18 protein-coding genes are annotated in these 15,533 nt (G+C 69.6%); 12 read left to right on the top strand and 6 right to left on the bottom strand.

All coding sequences use genetic code 11. The features are described from left to right. Positions 1 to 11: 11 nt before the first annotated feature. From BLR21_RS07105 to BLR21_RS07095, 5 genes are read left to right on the top strand one after another with little or no spacing between them, the layout of a single operon-like run. Complete coding sequence (locus BLR21_RS07105; RefSeq protein WP_090004868.1) at positions 12 to 266, top strand: hypothetical protein; 255 nt, start codon at positions 12 to 14, stop codon at positions 264 to 266. A gap of 23 nt (positions 267 to 289) precedes the next feature. Then, positions 290 to 442, top strand: a complete 153-nt coding sequence (locus BLR21_RS42340) for a hypothetical protein (protein WP_176929517.1) — start codon at positions 290 to 292, stop codon at positions 440 to 442. 16 nt (positions 443 to 458) lie between these two features. After that, entirely contained in the window at positions 459 to 635 is a 177-nt protein-coding gene (locus tag BLR21_RS42335) for a hypothetical protein (protein ID WP_176929516.1), read from the top strand. A gap of 22 nt (positions 636 to 657) precedes the next feature. Continuing rightward, positions 658 to 1,653 carry a YdcF family protein gene (locus tag BLR21_RS07100; protein ID WP_090004867.1) on the top strand — a complete coding sequence of 332 codons (996 nt, stop codon included), beginning with the start codon at positions 658 to 660 and terminating at the stop codon, positions 1,651 to 1,653. A gap of 21 nt (positions 1,654 to 1,674) precedes the next feature. Next, positions 1,675 to 2,127 (top strand): DUF4396 domain-containing protein, encoded by a 453-nt coding sequence (locus tag BLR21_RS07095; RefSeq protein ID WP_090004866.1) that lies wholly within the window; start codon positions 1,675 to 1,677, stop codon positions 2,125 to 2,127. Between the two features lie 5 nt (positions 2,128 to 2,132). On the opposite strand, the gene BLR21_RS07090 is transcribed toward BLR21_RS07095, so the two are convergent. Then, on the bottom strand, positions 2,133 to 2,579 hold the full coding sequence (locus BLR21_RS07090; RefSeq protein ID WP_090004865.1) for a hypothetical protein: 447 nt from the start codon (positions 2,577 to 2,579) through the stop codon (positions 2,133 to 2,135). A 149-nt stretch (positions 2,580 to 2,728) separates the two neighbouring features. Here BLR21_RS07090 and BLR21_RS07085 point away from each other — a divergent pair, with 149 nt between their 5' ends. Genes BLR21_RS07085 through BLR21_RS07075 form a run of 3 tightly spaced genes read left to right on the top strand, consistent with a single transcriptional unit; the run spans position 2,729 to position 5,952 of the window. Beyond that, positions 2,729 to 5,047 (top strand): glycosyl hydrolase family 18 protein, encoded by a 2,319-nt coding sequence (locus tag BLR21_RS07085; protein WP_256334521.1) that lies wholly within the window; start codon positions 2,729 to 2,731, stop codon positions 5,045 to 5,047. A gap of 37 nt (positions 5,048 to 5,084) precedes the next feature. Further along, complete coding sequence (locus BLR21_RS07080; protein WP_030475971.1) at positions 5,085 to 5,519, top strand: helix-turn-helix transcriptional regulator; 435 nt, start codon at positions 5,085 to 5,087, stop codon at positions 5,517 to 5,519. Positions 5,520 to 5,529: 10 nt separating this feature from the next. Then, positions 5,530 to 5,952, top strand: coding sequence for a VOC family protein (locus tag BLR21_RS07075; RefSeq protein WP_090005109.1), 423 nt, complete (start codon positions 5,530 to 5,532; stop codon positions 5,950 to 5,952). Here the strand turns inward: BLR21_RS07075 and BLR21_RS07070 are convergent. Further along, on the bottom strand, positions 5,939 to 6,691 hold the full coding sequence (locus BLR21_RS07070) for an MBL fold metallo-hydrolase (RefSeq protein WP_090004863.1): 753 nt from the start codon (positions 6,689 to 6,691) through the stop codon (positions 5,939 to 5,941). The two genes, BLR21_RS07075 and BLR21_RS07070, sit on opposite strands and share 14 nt — an antisense overlap. A gap of 58 nt (positions 6,692 to 6,749) precedes the next feature. On the opposite strand from BLR21_RS07070, the gene BLR21_RS07065 reads away from it, so the two are divergent. Together BLR21_RS07065 and BLR21_RS07060 are read left to right on the top strand one after the other, a co-directional pair. Beyond that, positions 6,750 to 8,012 (top strand): sensor histidine kinase, encoded by a 1,263-nt coding sequence (locus BLR21_RS07065; protein ID WP_256334520.1) that lies wholly within the window; start codon positions 6,750 to 6,752, stop codon positions 8,010 to 8,012. After that, positions 8,009 to 8,656 (top strand): response regulator, encoded by a 648-nt coding sequence (locus BLR21_RS07060; protein WP_030475967.1) that lies wholly within the window; start codon positions 8,009 to 8,011, stop codon positions 8,654 to 8,656. The genes BLR21_RS07065 and BLR21_RS07060 overlap by 4 nt, the downstream gene beginning before the upstream one ends. Here BLR21_RS07060 and BLR21_RS07055 read toward each other — a convergent pair whose 3' ends face one another. Beyond that, positions 8,657 to 12,619, bottom strand: a complete 3,963-nt coding sequence (locus BLR21_RS07055) for a CHAT domain-containing protein (protein ID WP_143027637.1) — start codon at positions 12,617 to 12,619, stop codon at positions 8,657 to 8,659. Positions 12,620 to 12,669: 50 nt separating this feature from the next. Next, the gene (locus BLR21_RS42330; protein ID WP_176929515.1) at positions 12,670 to 12,819 is read right to left on the bottom strand and encodes a hypothetical protein; all 150 of its coding nucleotides are present in this window, start codon (positions 12,817 to 12,819) and stop codon (positions 12,670 to 12,672) included. Positions 12,820 to 12,894: 75 nt separating this feature from the next. Here BLR21_RS42330 and BLR21_RS07050 point away from each other — a divergent pair, with 75 nt between their 5' ends. Further along, a complete protein-coding gene (locus BLR21_RS07050; RefSeq protein WP_090004861.1) occupies positions 12,895 to 13,581 on the top strand; it encodes a DUF6338 family protein in 687 nt (228 codons plus the stop codon). 68 nt (positions 13,582 to 13,649) lie between these two features. Further along, entirely contained in the window at positions 13,650 to 14,192 is a 543-nt protein-coding gene (locus tag BLR21_RS07045) for a hypothetical protein (RefSeq protein ID WP_090004860.1), read from the top strand. On the opposite strand, the gene BLR21_RS07040 is transcribed toward BLR21_RS07045, so the two are convergent. Both BLR21_RS07040 and BLR21_RS07035 read right to left on the bottom strand, forming a co-directional pair. Continuing rightward, a complete protein-coding gene (locus tag BLR21_RS07040) occupies positions 14,193 to 14,546 on the bottom strand; it encodes a VOC family protein (RefSeq protein WP_090004859.1) in 354 nt (117 codons plus the stop codon). A gap of 15 nt (positions 14,547 to 14,561) precedes the next feature. Then, positions 14,562 to 15,512 carry an RNA polymerase subunit sigma-70 gene (locus tag BLR21_RS07035; protein WP_090004858.1) on the bottom strand — a complete coding sequence of 317 codons (951 nt, stop codon included), beginning with the start codon at positions 15,510 to 15,512 and terminating at the stop codon, positions 14,562 to 14,564. Between the last annotated feature and the right edge of the window lie 21 nt (positions 15,513 to 15,533).

Genomic DNA, 15,533 nt, shown 5'->3' with positions numbered 1-15,533 from the left:
GCGGATGCTGGGTGGAACGGCGGCCGCGCCGTGCGGAGATCGGGCCGCAGCTCCTGGCACTGCACTCCACACCACCCGAGTTCGCCGACGCGCTCGCCGAGGCTTACGGCGTCACACGCGAACTGCGCGACCGTGCCCTGATCTGGCACCGCCTCGGACCGTGGCACGAGGTCCTGTACGGCAACGACATCGGCGACCCGGAGCTGGTCGAGGTTGGGCTGGCTGGAGTACGGGACCGGCTCGGAACCGGGGTACCCCACGGCTGACAGCCACAGCCGAGGAGGACGAGATGCCCTGGGTTCGCCGGCACCGCCGCAGCGCCCCGTACAGCTGGTTCCGCACCACGACGGTCCGCAGCCACTACCGCAGGCCGCAGGGTTCCAGGTGGATCCCGGTCGTGGCCGTGATCGCCGTGATCGTGCTGCTCATCGCTCTGTTCTGAGGGTAGGGTCGGGTGCATGGGACAGTTGGGCGAGTTGTTCCCCGGCCCCAAGGTCCGCCGCGAGGCGACGGACGCGGGTACGGGTGAGGACTACGAGGAGACCGGACCGCTCGACCTCACGGCGGGCGCGATCCGGTTGAGGCCGCGGCCGAAGCCGGCCCCGCAACCCGAGAGCACCGACAGCGCCGAGTGATCACCGGTACTACCCTGGCCCGGTGCTAGCCGGGCTGCTCTTCCTCATCCCCGCCACGTTCTTCGTCGTCGGCGTGCTCCGCGACCGCCGGAGGCTGAGCAACGCCGTCTGGCTCGGCATCGCGCTGGTGATGCTGCTCCTGCTGCTGGCGGAGGCCGGGCGGGACAACCCGGTGCTGAGCCTGCCGCTGGTCATCGCGTTCATGCTGGCGGTGCTGGGCCTGCTGCTGCTCCCGCTCGCGTTGCTGGCCAACGGCATGGTCATGGTCCGCCGCGAGGGCCGCTCGCTGGGTAATCTGCTGTCGTTGCTCGCGGGCCTGGCCCTGCTCGGCGAGATGGTCTACTTCGCGTGGGGCATCACCCAGCCCAACGACTGGATCCGCGGCTCCGCGTTCGGGTTGTTCCTGGTGTCCGCGTACATCGCGTTCCTGTTCGTGAGCCTGCTGCTGTACTCGGTGATCTACGGCCGCACCGGCCGCCGCCACGGGTTCGACGGCATCGTCGTGCTCGGCGCCGGCCTGATCGGGGACCGCGTGCCCCGGCTGCTGGCGAACCGGCTCGACCGCGCGCTGCGCCTCTACCGCCGCGACCGCGAGGCCGGCCGGTCACCGGTGATCGTGGTGTCGGGCGGGCAGGGCTCGGACGAGCAGGTGTCCGAGGCGTTCGCCATGAGCCGGTACCTGCTCGAACGCGGCGTACCGGAGGACGACGTCGTCCTGGAGGACCAGGCGACCACGACCGAGGAGAACCTCCGCTACAGCAAGGCTTTGCTCGCCGAACGGGGCCTCAACGGCCGGGTCGTCGCGGTCACGAACAACTACCACGTCTTCCGCACCGCCGTGCTCTCCCGCAAGCAGGGCCTGCGGTTGCAGGTGATCGGCGCGCCGACGGCCTGGTACTTCGTGCCCAGCGCGTTCCTGCGGGAGTTTGTGGCGCTCCTGGTGCGCAACCCAGTCGTGCACGGGCTGGCGTGCGCCCTGCTGATGGCCGGCGGGCTCGCGCTGACCCAGATCGGCTAGCCCGGCTCGAAGGAGGACCACGTGGACCACGCACCCGCCAGTCTGACCAGGCAGGCGATCTCCGCGACGCTGCACTGCCTCACCGGCTGCGCGATCGGCGAGGTGCTCGGCATGGTCATCGGTACCGCGCTGGGCTGGAGCAACCTGGCCACGATCGTGCTGGCCGTGGCGCTCGCGTTCGTGTTCGGCTACTCGCTGACGATCCGCCCGGTGCTGCGTTCCGGCCTCGCGTTCAAGGCGGCGCTCGGCGTGGCGCTGGCGGCGGACACCGTGTCGATCACGGTCATGGAGATCGTCGACAACGCGGTGATGCTGCTCGTGCCCGGCGCGATGGACTCGGGCGTGGCGAACTGGGTGTTCTGGGCGGCGCTGGCGTTCTCGCTGGCCGTCGCGTTCGTGGTGACGGTGCCGGTGAACCGCTGGATGATCGCGCGCGGCAAGGGCCACGCCGTGGTCCACCAGCACCACCACTGACCGGCTCAGGCGCGGGTGAAGCGCATGACCCAGTTCGGTTCCCAGGTCTCGCCGCCGTCGTAGGAGAACCGCTGCTCCCAGACCGGTTCGTCGCCGGGCGTCCAGTCGAACCGCACCTTCACCGCGTGCCCGCCGACCTCGTCGTCGCCGAAGAACACCCCGTGCCCGTCGGTGAACCGGCCCTCCAGTGGCGGGTCGAGGTGGCCGGGGGCGCGGGTGGAGGCCCACCAGATGCGCCAGACGTCGGCTGCGGGGTCGTACTGGCGCAGGGTCATGCCCTCCCAGTCGCCGGCGAAGAAGCTGTCGATGATCGCCCCGCCGCCCAGCAGTGGCCTGGCCTCGGCCGACGCCTCGAACTCGGTCCACTCGGTGCCGCGCCCGATGATGTCGGCGATCTTGCGGTTGGCCACCCGCCACCGTCCGTGCAGGAAGTCGAAGTCGCTTGAGCTCATGTCACGGGAGCTTCGCGGCAAACCCTGACAGACGTTGTCAGTGACCTAAACATTGACTCAAAGGTCTGGACCATTTTACGGTTCCTGGCAGTGGCCGCCGCCCTAGCCAGGAGGTCCTTCCCTTGCGACTGCTCGCCAGAGTGGTCCCGGTGCTAGCACTGCTAGCCGGGACCGTGATCGCCGTGACCAACGCACCGTCCGCAGCCGCAGCCCACGAGGACTGCCGGCCGGACGGGCTGTACAAGACGCCGGGCGTCGAGGTGCCGTACTGCACCGTCTACGACACCGCCGGCCGCGAGACCATGGGGGACAAGTCCAGACGCGTCATCGGGTACTTCACCAGCTGGCGCACCGGCAAGAACGGCCAGCCAGGGTACCTCGCCAAGGACATCCCCTGGAACAAGGTCACGCACCTGAACTACGCGTTCGCGCACATCGACGCCCAGAACAAGATCTCGGTCGGCGCGAACAACGCGAACAACTCGTCCATCGGCATGGAGTGGCCGGGTGTCGCCGGCGCCGAGATGGACCCGTCGCTGCCCTACAAGGGGCACTTCAACCAGCTCACGAAGCTCAAGAAGCAGAACCCGAACGTCAAGACGCTGATCTCGGTCGGCGGCTGGGCGGAGACCGGCGGCTTCTTCAACGCCGACGGCACGCGCAACGCGTCGGGCGGCTTCTACAAGCTCGGCCAGGACCAGGCAGCGATCGACACGTTCGCCGACAGCACCGTCGCCTTCCTGCGCCAGTACGGTTTCAACGGCGCTGACATCGACTACGAGTACGCGACGTCGAACAACCACGCCGGCAACCCGGACGACTTCTGGATCTCCAACGCCAACCGCGGCACGCTGTGGGCCGGCTACCAGGCGATCATGAAGACGCTGCGCGAGAAGCTCGACCGCGCCGGTGCCGCCGACGGCAAGCACTACCTGCTGACCGCCGCCGTGCCCGCCTCCGGCTGGCTGCTGCGCGGCCAGGAGGCGTACCAGGTCGTCAAGTACCTCGACTACCTCAACGTCATGAGCTACGACCTGCACGGCTCGTGGAACCAGTTCGTCGGCCCGAACGCCGCGCTCTACGACGACGGCAAGGACGGCGAGCTCTCGGCCGGTGGCGTGTACACGGCGCCGCAGTACGAAGGCATGGGCTACCTCAACACCGACTGGTCCTACCACTACTACCGCGGTGCCATGCAGGCCGGACGCATCAACATCGGCGTGCCGTTCTACTCGCGCGGCTGGCAGGGCGTCACCGGCGGCACGAACGGCCTGTGGGGCAAGGCCCCGCTGCCGAACCAGTCGGAATGCCCGCCCGGCACCGGTTCGTCGGTCGGCTCGACCACGCCGTGCGGTAACGGCGCGGCCGGTGTCGACAACCTCTGGCACGACGTCACGGCCGGCGGCGCCGAGGTTCCGTCCGGTGTGAACCCGTTGTGGCACACCAAGAACCTGGAAGCCAAGATCACCGGCTCCTACGGCGCGCAGTACGGCCTCGACCCGGTCAACGACCCGGCCGACCGCATCACCGGCACCTACACGCCGTACTACGACTCGACGCTCAAGTCGCCGTGGCTGTGGAACAACGACAAGAAGGTGTTCCTCTCCACCGAGACCGAGCAGTCGATGGCGGAGAAGGCCAAGTACGTCAAGGACAAGGGCCTCGGCGGCATCATGATCTGGGAGCTCGCCGGCGACTACCGGTTCGACTCCGCGAAGAACGAGTACTTCATCGGTGACACCCTGCTGTCGACCATCAACACCGGCCTGAACGGCGCCGCGCCCTACGGCAACCTGAAGGCCTCGACGCAGCAGACCCAGTCCCTCGCGGTCGACGTGGACATCCACGGCTTCGCGCTGGGCGACAACAACTACCCGATCACGCCGAAGATCAAGTTCACGAACCGCTCGACCGTCACCATCCCCGGTGGCACGAAGATCGCGTTCGACTACGGCACCAGCGCGCCGGGCAGCATGGCCGACCAGTCGGGCTTCGGCCTGAAGGTCGTCTCGAAGGGACACAGCGGACCCAACGTAGGCGGCCTGAAGGGCGACTTCCAGAAGGCGGAGCTCACGCTGCCGTCGTGGCAGTCGCTCGCTCCGGGCGCGTCGATCGAGGTGACCGTCAGCTACCAGCTGCCGATCTCGACGCCGTCGAACTTCGTGTTCACGTTCGGCGGCCAGTCGTACGCGATCAGCGCGGACCACCCGCGCATCGGGGGCGGCAACCCGCCGACCTCCACCACCACGTCCACGTCCACGACGACCACCACGACGACGACCACGACCACCACCACGACGACGCCGCCGACGTGCGCGCTGCCCGCGTGGGAGACCGGCAAGATCTACACCGGTGGCAACGAGGTGTCGCACAAGGGCCGCAAGTGGCGGGCCCAGTGGTGGACGCAGAACGAGGAGCCCGGAACCACGGGTGAGTGGGGCGTCTGGCGCGACCAGGGTGCCTGTTAGTCCCTCCTGATCCGGGCGCGGGTCTTAGGCTGTCATCGTGACCGCCCAAGACCCGCGCCTGCAGGAGCTCGTCCTGCTCCGCAAGGTCCGCGACCGGATCGACCGCGAGTACCGGCAGCCGCTCGACGTCGCGGCGCTGGCCCGCGGCGTGCACCTGTCCGCGGGCCACCTCTCGCGCGCGTTCCGCGCGGCCTTCGGCGAATCGCCCTACAGCTATCTGATGACCCGCCGCATCGAGCGGGCCATGACGTTGCTGCGCCGGGGCGACATGTCCGTCACCGACGTGTGCTTCGAGGTCGGCTGCACATCGCTCGGCACGTTCAGCACCCGTTTCTCCGAACTGGTAGGCATGTCCCCGAGCCAGTACCGCAAGGTCGCCGCCACCGACGGTCAGGGCATCCCGAACTGCCTGGCCAAGGCCGTGATGAGGCCGATCAGGAATCGAGAAGCGGCGGCCGGTCCGTCCGATTAGGTTGACCGCCATGTCAGTCATCATCGCCTCGGCGTTCCTGCCGGCAGACGACCCCGAGAAGTCCCTCGGCTTCTTCCGCGACGCACTCGGCTTCGAGGTCCGCCAGGACGTCGGGCAGGGCACCATGCGCTGGATCACCGTAGGGCCGCCCGGCCAGCCGCGGACCGGAATCGTGCTGCACCCGCCCGCCGCCGACCCCGGCGTGAGCGACGAGGAGCGCCGCACGATCGCCGTCCTCATGGCGAAGGGCGTCTACACCGCCATCTCGCTGGCCTCCCAGGACCTGCAGGGCACGTTCGACCGCGCCAAGGCGTGGGTCGAGTCGTCCGGAGCGGGCGAAGTGCTGCAGGAGCCCGAAGACCAGCCGTGGGGCGTGCGCGACTGTTCGTTCCGCGACCCGGCCGGCAACCTGGTCCGCATCAACCAACTCTGACCGTGGTGCCCGGTTCGGCGTAGTCGACCGAGCCGCTGAAACGGGCCGAGGCACGGGTGACCGCTTCCTGCGGGGTCAGGAAGCGGCCCACGTGCGTTATGACCAGCCTTCGTGCCTGTGCCGCGGCGGCGGTGTCGCCCGCGTCCTCCGGCGTGTGGTGGACCATGTCCGGAGCCTTCTCCGTGCTCTCGGACTCGCAGAGCAACACGTCGGTGCCGTTCGCCAGCTCGGTGAGGCTCGGGCAGGGCGCGGTGTCACCGGAGTACGTCAGCGCCGCGCCGCCCGCCTCGATCCGCACGCCGAACGCCGGGATGCCGTGCTCGACAGCCGCTGTCGTCAGCCACATCGAGCCGACCGCCGCCTGAAGGCCGTCGTGCAGCTCGACCACCTCGAACGCGTCCTCGATGGGGCTGCGCACCGGGCCGTTGGTGAGGAAGCCTGCCAGGCGGTCGGCGATGCCGGGCGGGCCGTACAACGGGACCGGGTCGCGCTCGACGTCCGCGAAGAGCAGGGCGTAGTAGGCGGTGAGCAGGTCCGCGCTGTGATCCGCGTGCAGGTGCGAGATCCAGATCGCGTCCAGGTCCTCCAGCCGCGTGTGGCGCTGCAACGGGCCGAGCGTGCCGGTACCGGCGTCCATCCACACGCGAGTGTCGCCGTGCGACACCAGATAGCCCGAGCACGGGTTGTCCGTGCTCGGGTACGGAGTCGCGCACCCGAGCACGGTCAGGCTGAGGTCCATCGGTCAACGGTAGATCACGTCCCGGTTCCCGGAAACGCGCGACAGGTACCTTCATCGCGTGGAAGAGCCCGTGTGGAACGAGTGGCGGCGGCCCGGCCCGACCGTCGCGCAACGGCGGCGCGACATCGGCATCGCCGCGATCGTGCTGGTGTGCGCGGTCGAGGTCACGACGCTGGTCAACAGCATGGGCGCCTACGTCTTCCAGAACCCGCCGGGGCTGCTGGCGCAGGTCCTGTGGATGTTCGTGCTGTCCGTGCCGCTGGTGGTGCGCCGCCGTTATCCGCTCGCCGTGATGCTCGTGGTGTCCGCGCTGTTCATCGCCGCGCAGGTGAACCGGGCCGGCGACACGCTGGTGCCGTCCGCGATCCTGTTCCTCGCGATCTACACGGTCGGCGCCTGGGAGCAGAACCGCCGTGTCGCGCGCTGGTCGCGGGTCGGCGTGATCTCCGCGATGTTCCTGTGGCTCGGGTTCAGCCTGGTGCGAGCCCTGCTCGGGCCCAAGGGGGACTTCAAGGACGCCGCCGGGCCGATGGACCCGGTGCTCGCCTCCGTCCTTTACGGACTGGAGTTCAACATCTTCTTCTTCCTGTTCGCCTACGTGGTGGGGGAGATGGCGTGGTCGGGTGCCCGGCGCCGGGCACAGCTCGAGTTCCAGGCCGAGGAGCTGCGCCGCTCGCAGGAGCAGAACACCCGTGGAGCCATCGCCGCCGAACGCATGCGCATCGCCCGCGACCTGCACGACGTCGTAGCGCACCACGTGTCCGTCATGGGCATCCAGGCCGGTGCCGCGCGCCGCGTCCTCGACACCGACACCGGCCTGGCCCGCGACGCGCTGCAGACCGTCGAGCAGACCGCCCGCACCGCGATCAGCGAGTTGCGCGGGCTGCTGGGCGTGCTGCGCGCGGACGCGGAGCCCGACCTGAAGGCGGCGCCTGGGCTGGACGACCTGCCGGAGCTGTTCGAGAGTGCTCGCGCGGCCGGCCTTGAGGTCTCGCACGGCGTGTACGGCGACGCGCGCGAGGTGCCGTCCGGTGTCGCGTTGTCGGCGTATCGGGTCGTGCAGGAAGCACTGACGAATGTGGTCAAGCACGCCGACGCGCAGCACGTCGACGTGCGGATGCGGTTTCTGGACAGTGCGCTGGAGCTGGAGATCACGGATGACGGCCGCGGCCGTTCCGCCTCCACGAGCTCAGGGTTCGGTCTCGTCGGAATGCGTGAACGTCTTGCCGTGCACGGAGGTTCGCTGGAAGTAGGGCCACGGCGCGAGGCGGGCTTCTTGGTCCGTGCGTCGCTGCCGACCTTGTTGGAGGAGAAGGCGTGAGTCTGCGAGTAGTGCTGGCCGACGACCAGGACCTGGTCCGCGCCGGTTTCCGGGTCATCCTCGGTACCGAGCCCGGCATCGAGGTGGTCGGCGAGGCGGGCGACGGCGCCGAGGCCGTGGAACTCGTCGCCGAGCTACGTCCCGACGTCGTGCTGATGGACGTCCAGATGCCGCGCATGGACGGCCTGGAAGCCACCCGTCACATTCTTTCCGCAGGTCACGGTACCCGTGTTGTCATACTGACCACGTTCGACCGCGAGGACTACCTCTTCGAGGCGCTGCAGGCGGGCGCGAGCGGCTTCCTGCTCAAGAACGCCTCCCCGGAAGACCTCGTGGACTCCGTGCGAGTCGTCGCGCGCGGGGACGCCTTGCTTTCGCCCGAAGTCACCCGGCGGGTGATTGCCCGCTTCAGCACGGCGCCGAGGGAACGCACCCGGCCGCCCGAGCTCACCGATCGCGAGTTCGAAGTGCTGGTGGAACTGGCCAAGGGCGCGTCGAACGCGGAGATCGCCGCGACGTTGTTCCTGGGCGAGACCACCGTGAAGACGCACGTGTCGCGCGTGCTCACCAAGCTCGGCCTGCGCGACCGCACGCACGCCGTGGTGTTCGCGTACGAGAGAGGGATCGTCACGCCAGGCGGCTAGCTACGCGCCGATGTGGACGTATCCAGCCCACAGCAACGGTTCTGCCTTGCGCTGCGCACGTACGAGAAGCGCGACCTCACCGATGGCGGTCGCCGCGGCGTCCGGTCCCGACACGACCACCTTGCGGTAGAACGCCTCCGCGATCTTGGCGGCCAGCTGGTCGCCCACGGCCCACAGGGTGCCGACGACCTGCCGGAAGCCGGCGAGGAACAACGCGGCGCCGAGGTGGATCGACTCGTCGGACAGCTCCGGTGCCCCCATCGCCGTCCGGCACGCGGACAGGTACGCGAACTGGGCGTCGTCGGTGCGTACCTGCGCGATGTCCAGCACGCTCAGCACACCGTCGGCCAGCACGATGCCGCTGCCCGACGGCGCGTTCGGGTCGTGCGCGCCGTGGCAGGAGACGTGGACGAACCGGTGCCGGGCCAGTTCGGCCGCCGCGGCCGCCCGAGTCGCCTGCAGGTTCAGCAAAGCCGTGTGCCGGGCGGACGGCAGCAGCCGTTCGACGGTGGCGACCTCGGCCTTGACGTGGACGAGCGCCAGCTTCTCGTCGGGATGATCGTCGATCGCGATGGTGAGGAACTCCTCGATCTCCTGCCCCGCACCGCGACGGGCCAGCGTGGTCGCGAGAGACCTCAGGCTCGGCACATAAGACGAGACCGCCAGGTCCAGACAGGACCGCCCGGTCCCGTGGTCGGTCGCGGCGTGCAACGGCATCATCGCGAGAGGCCCGGTCGGACACCAGAACAACCGCCGTCGTCCCTCGGTCTCGGGCAGAGCCGCGAGGACAGGCTCGACGACCACGTGCCACAACCAGTCGAGGACAGCGGCGGCCGCCTGCTGGGCCTGCTCGTAGGTCTCGCGGTCGCCGGAGCCGAGCGCACTGGTCGCGGCATCGAGGACACCGCACCACCGGTCGATCTCGGGAGCCGTCATGCCGGGAAGCTCGATCGCCCGGACGTCGTCGTGGCCGACGAGCACCGCGTGGCCGAGTTCACCGTGCGCGACCAGCACCACCGCCGACTCGCCCGCACCGAGCTCCAGCTCGGCCGAACCCTCCTGCTGCCACAGGATCGACCGGCCGTGCTCCAGCAGGTCCAGCGCGCGCCGCGGGTCACCCGCGTTGATCGCGAACGTGGCCGCGCGGGCGACGTGGTGCTGGTACGTGGCCAGGAACCGTTCCTGGTCACCGCGCGGCAGCCCCTGCCAGGCGACGACGCCGAGCAGGCGGGTGACCTCGTCCCAGGCGGCGAGCGCGCCCTCCGGGGAGTCGGCGCGCTCCGCCAGCATCGCCCAGCCCACCCCGGCCCTGAGCCTGGTCTCCGCGGCCGCTCGTGGCGCGCGAACGATGTCCTGGAACACTTCCATCGCCTCGGTCGCCGAGTCCGCGTGCAGCGTCAGGGCGCTGGCGAGGACGTAGGCCGCTTCGAACCGCCTCGGTTCGTCCGGCCCGTACCCCGCCAGCTGGTCCCGCATGATCCGCAGCGCTTCCGCCTGGTCGTCGGGGCGTGCGGACGACGTCTCCGACCGGTGCAGAAGTGCCTGTGCGAGCGACACCCTCCGGCTGTGCCGCGCCGGGTGCCCGGCCGGGGTGGCGTCCACCGCGGCGCTGAACAGCCGCACGATCTCCTCTGGATCCGCGCCCTCGACCTGGGTGGTGCGGTAGAGCAGGAACCCGGCGAGGTTGTGCTGGGCCATCGCCCTGTCCGGATGGTCGGCGGGCAGGGCGTCGAGCGCGGCACGCAGCGCGGTGAGCGCCCGGTCCAGGTCCGCCGGGTCGGCGGTGAAGGCGAACCGCTTCCGGTAGACGCCGGCCAGTCCGTTGTGGACGATGAACCGCATCCACTCGTCGGTGTCGTCGCCGATCAGGTCCCGCGCGTGCTCGCCCAGCGCCAGCGACTCGTCGAGGTCGGCCTTGCTCCCCATGATCTCGAACCGCTCCGAGAGCTTGTGCGACAGGTTGGCCAGCATCAACGCGTCGCCTGGCCGGAGTTGCACCGCCTCGCACATCGTCGTGATCGAACGGTCGAGATCGGCCCTGTCGCCTGTCTTCGCGAATCGTTCGAGGCACGCGCCGGACAGGTCGGAGAGCGCCAGCGCGCGGAAGTGCTTGCCCGTCCTCTTCGAGAGCAGCTCCTCGAGCAGCCGAGTCGCGCGATCGAGATCGTCCGTGGGGGTGTCGTCCGCGTGCGTGCCGATCAGGGAACGGGCGAGCGTCCACTTCGCGTGATCGTCGTCAGCCGGCCCGGCCTCGGTCAGCTTCTCCTGCCACGTGTGCGCCCGGTGCTGGAGCCACTGGAACGTCTGCTCGTCGTCGACGACGAGCATCGCCCGTGTGCACAGCGCGTACAGCCGTTGCACGGCCTCAGGGGGCAGTGGTGTGCTGACCGCGTTCGCGGCCGTGTCGAGACGGGCCACCACGTCGGCGAAACCCGCGCGGATCTTGGGGAGGTCCGGGAGCTGTTCGCCCGGCTGGTCCAGCAGGCCGAGCGCGGAGAGCCAGTCTCCGGTCGCCTGGTCGCGGTCGAACCGCATCAGCAGCGCGTTCGCGTGCACCAGGGCCGTGGTGTAGTCCGCAGAGCCGGTCTCCGCCAGGATCCGGACGGCCTCGTCCAGATCGGCACCGGCGCCGATCCGCCGGTAGTTGGAGAGCAGCGCGTTCGCGAGCCCGGCCAGCGCGCCGGGCGACCGGTCGGCCGCGAGCCGGCGGTTCACCTCGATGAACGCCCTGCCGTCGCCGGGCTCCGCCGCGCGGTTCAGGTACTTGAGGTGCAACGCCGACAGCGTCGACAGCAATGCCTTGCGGCCACCCTCGGGAACGACGTCGACTACCGGTTCGATGATCTCGATGGCACTTTTCAGCGTGGCGGGGGACAGCTCGGCACCCGAACTGCTCCACACGTTCGCGATCAGCATGAGTTGCACGGTCAGGAAGTTGACGAGATCGCCGAACGCGGTGTGCGTCCTGATCGCGTGCGCGCACAACCCGAGCAGAATGATGATCTCGTGGTCGAGGAGGTCGAGCGGGGCGTACCGCTCCTGCCGGTGGCCTGCCCATTCGAGCACGATCTCCCGCGCGAAGAGTCCGCGCTCGTCCTCGTACCCGGCCTCGGTGCAGAGCCCGAACAACACCCTCAGCAGACTCGGCTTGCCGGTCGCCTTGTACCGGCTCGTCACGATCATGGCGACCAGTTCCTGGTGGAACCGCCGATCACCCTTCTCGTGCAGCGCGTCGCACAGCACTGCCACGGCGTCCGCGGCCGCGGCGGGCGTGTCGGGCAGGCTCTGCAGGCAGTCCGCGAACAGCCCGCCCGCCTCCAGCCTGCCCTCCTCGTCGTCGCGCTCGTCGGCCTCCAGCATCACCGCGACCGCCAGGCCGATCGCGCGGACGAGGTCGTCGACGCCCTGGAAGGACTCGTACCTGAAGCGCAGCAGACTGCCCAGCAGCCACCGGGTTCGCCGCGAATCCGCCGAGGGAAGCCCCGCCTGCGCGGTGAGCTTCACGATCGCCTCGTTGAGGTCGGAAGGGCTGTTCGCGACGGTGTAGCGCCGGACGAGCAGGTTCGCTTCTTCCTCCGCCGCCTCGGGGAACTCGCCGGCGTACGCGCTCACCTCGGTGATCGCGGCGTCCAGCATGGCCCGCGACGGATCCCGCTGCGCGCGCATGCCCCACGCGGAGACCATCGCCAGCACCGCGTTCCTGCGGGACCCCGGAAGGCCCGCGACGACGCGGAACATCGTGATGGCCTCGTCGAAGAGGCCGTCCTCGCCGCCGGCGTTCCACCACGTGACGAGCGCCCAGCCGAGGAACCAGAGGTCCTCCGCGCGCACGTCGTCCGACGGGCTGTGCAACACCACGGCGCGTGCTGCCTCTACGGCGGCTTGCGCAACTTCGGCGGTGGGTGACTCTCGTGCTTTCGCGTGCAGATCAGCCGCGTGTGCGCGAAGAGCATCGATGTCCACCGAACGACCGTAGCGTGACCATCGCGGCTTTTGGGTGTGAACGAACCCGTTTACTGCTGGGCGGGCGGCGGTGGGGGAGGAGGCGCGTCCGCCGTCGGAGGCAGCTGGGCATGAGCCGCCACCGCCTGCCCCCGCACGGTGCCGACGTCGAGGTCGGAGAGGTCGAAGTCGGTGAAGTCCGGGTCCGGTGGTGATGACACGGGTGGCTCCGTCCAGCTGCTCAAAAGATCTTCGTGACACAATCATAGGCCGCGGAGCACCACTGGGAGGGCGGCATGATCCCCACGACGCTCGTCGGGCTGGTCCTGTTCATCGCACTGCTGACCCCCGGCTTCGCGTACAGCGCGCGGCGGGAGCGCTCGGGGCCGGAGCGGCAGTTCTCGGCGCTGCGGGAGACCGTGGCGATGGTCGTGGTCAGCGTCGTGTGCGACCTGGTCGTGCTGTCCCTGGCGCTGGCGGTGTGGTCGGTGCTGCCGAAGCAGACCGTCGACCTCACCGCGTTGCTCACCAGGCCGGGCGACTACGCGGTCAAACACCACCTGGAGCTCTGGATCTGGGGAGTGGGTCTCATCGCCGTCGCGACGCTGCTGGCGGTGCTGGTCGCGGGACCGTTGTTCGACCGGCTGGGCAGGAGGAACGAGGCCCCGTACCTCTCCGCGTGGGGCCGCCTGTTCACCGCTCATCCCGGCTGCCGGGTGCACGTGGGCTGCCACCTGTCGGACGGCACGTACGTCGCGGGGTGGCTGCTCACCTACAGCCGGTCGGCCGCGGACGTGGCGGATCGCGAGCTCACGATCAGCGGGCCCGTGCAGTACCGGGCCGCGGGGCGGCAGGAGGCGATCGAGCTGCCGAACGTCGGTGCCATGGCGGTGAGCGCGCGGCAGTTGACGCTGCTGCAGGTCAGCTACGTCCGCGTCGCGCAGCCGGGTACGCAATCTGACGTACGCGAGATCAGAACGTGAGCGGATGATGCAGCCGCCCGTGGTGACGAGAGTAGGACGCGACACCACGGGAGAAGGAGTGCATCGAGATGACTACGACCCGCAAGCTCAGTGGCCGCGCCCGCAAGGCCGTGCTGCTCGTGCACGTCCTGTCGGCGGCGGCGTGGCTCGGCATCGACCTGGCGCTGGGAATCCTCATCGTGGTCGCACTGTCCACTGAGGACACCGGTACCGCCGGTGTGGCGATCCAGGCGGTCGACCTCTTCGCGATCTGGCCGATGTTCGGTGCCAGCGTCGTCTGCATGATCTCCGGCGCGGTGCTCGGCCTCGGCAGCAAGTACGGGCTCGTGCGGTACTGGTGGGTCGCGATCAAGTTCGTCCTGAACGCCGGCATGTCGTTGCTGATCGCGTTCTCGCTGCGGCCCGGCGTGGCGGAGGCGGCCGGGATCGGCAGGCGGATGCTGGCGGGTGACCCGGCCGCGGTGATCCCGCCCGACGTCCTGTACCCCGTCGTGGTCGCGCCGACGCTGCTGCTGTTCGCCTACTTCCTGTCCGTGTTCAAGCCGTGGGGCCGGATCCGCAGGCCGGCCGAACCCGTCAAGGGCCGGCGCGACCTGGTCGGGGCGGTCTGATCAGAGGTCCTGGGTCAGGTTGACCGGGTTCCCGTCCGGATCGAGGACGTGCGCCACGCGCTGCCCCCAGGGCATGTCGTTCGCAGGACCCTGCACCCGCCCTCCGGCGGCCTCGACCAGCGGCAGCACCGCGTCGACGTCCTCCACGCCGATGCTCAGCACGATGCGCGCGGGCACCGACACGTCGGACTCCTTGGCCACGAGCCCCAACTGCCCGTCGCCGATCTGCAGCGTCTTGTAGAACACCGGTCCGTCAGCCGGGTGGCGGAACACCTCGACAGCGCCGAGCACCTGCGTGTAGAACGCCTGCACCCGGTCCAGATCGGGCGTCAGGATGATGGGCTGCACAGCCATGGACTTCCTCCAGAACTAGTCGTCCACAGAGGTACGAGGCGGCCGCCCGGAACTCATCGGCGTGGCCGGGGGCGAACCGAACAGGGGCAGCAACTCCTCCACGTTCAGGTACGTGGTGGTCCCGGTCACCAGCCCGTCCCGCACGTCGAGGAACACCAGCCCGAACGGCTTCTCCAGGCCGGGCCGCATCTGCCAGAACGCGGGCGAGGCGTTGGCCCGCACCGGCACCAGCCAGGCGCCGTCGCAGGAGGCGTTGGGAGTGCTCAACACGCGGGAGATCGACTCACGGCCCCGCAGCCACCAGCTGAACGGCGGCATCGACATCGTCGCGTCCTCGTGCAGCAAAGCCACGAGTGTCCGCATGTCATGCCGGTCGAACGCCTCGCAGTAGCGGCTCAGGAGCGACTTCTGCACGGGATCGGACACGTCCAGCGGTGCGCCGACGTCGGCTACCCGCAGTGTCGCGCGGGCCCGTTGCAGTGCGCTGTTCACCGACGCGACCGAGTCGGACAGCAGTGCGGCGACCTCGGAGGCCTGCCACGCCAGTACGTCCCGCAGGACGAGCACGGCCCGCTGGCGTGGCGGGAGGTGCTGCAACGCGGCCACGAACGCCAGCCGCACGGTCTCGCGCCGGATCGCCTGGTCCTCCGGCAGCACCGAGGCGTCCGGCACCGGCTGCACGAAGACGTTCTCCAGCAGAGGAGCGCCCAGATCCCCGCCGGACGGGCCCAGGTCCACGGCCAGGGCGCGCCGCTGAGGGCTGCGCTGCATGTCGATGCAGATGTTCGTGGCGATCCGGTAGAGCCACGTCCGCAGCGACGCGCGCGCGGAGTCGTAGCTGTCGAACGCCTTCCATGCGCGCACGAGTGTTTCCTGCACGGCGTCCTCGGCCTCGAAGCCGGAGCCGAGCATGCGATAGCAGTAGCCGGTCAGCTCGACCCGGAACGGCTCCAGCGTCTCGATCACACCCGGGACCCTACGCGGACC

Source organism: Lentzea albidocapillata subsp. violacea (genome assembly GCF_900100275.1).
Taxonomy (GTDB): Bacteria; Actinomycetota; Actinomycetes; order Mycobacteriales; family Pseudonocardiaceae; genus Lentzea; species Lentzea violacea.
This window is presented reverse-complemented; position numbering and strand designations above follow the sequence as displayed.

What these genes read in the sequence shown, in the direction of transcription:
- BLR21_RS42340 (WP_176929517.1), top strand. Translation starts at nt 290, where the DNA reads ATGCCCTGGGTTCGCCGGCACCGCCGCAGCGCCCCGTACAGCTGGTTC.
- BLR21_RS42335 (WP_176929516.1), top strand. Translation starts at nt 459, where the DNA reads ATGGGACAGTTGGGCGAGTTGTTCCCCGGCCCCAAGGTCCGCCGCGAG.
- BLR21_RS07090 (WP_090004865.1), bottom strand. Translation starts at nt 2,579, where the DNA reads ATGAGCTCAAGCGACTTCGACTTCCTGCACGGACGGTGGCGGGTGGCC.
- BLR21_RS07075 (WP_090005109.1), top strand. Translation starts at nt 5,530, where the DNA reads ATGTCAGTCATCATCGCCTCGGCGTTCCTGCCGGCAGACGACCCCGAG.
- BLR21_RS07070 (WP_090004863.1), bottom strand. Translation starts at nt 6,691, where the DNA reads ATGGACCTCAGCCTGACCGTGCTCGGGTGCGCGACTCCGTACCCGAGC.
- BLR21_RS07050 (WP_090004861.1), top strand. Translation starts at nt 12,895, where the DNA reads ATGATCCCCACGACGCTCGTCGGGCTGGTCCTGTTCATCGCACTGCTG.
- BLR21_RS07045 (WP_090004860.1), top strand. Translation starts at nt 13,650, where the DNA reads ATGACTACGACCCGCAAGCTCAGTGGCCGCGCCCGCAAGGCCGTGCTG.
- BLR21_RS07040 (WP_090004859.1), bottom strand. Translation starts at nt 14,546, where the DNA reads ATGGCTGTGCAGCCCATCATCCTGACGCCCGATCTGGACCGGGTGCAG.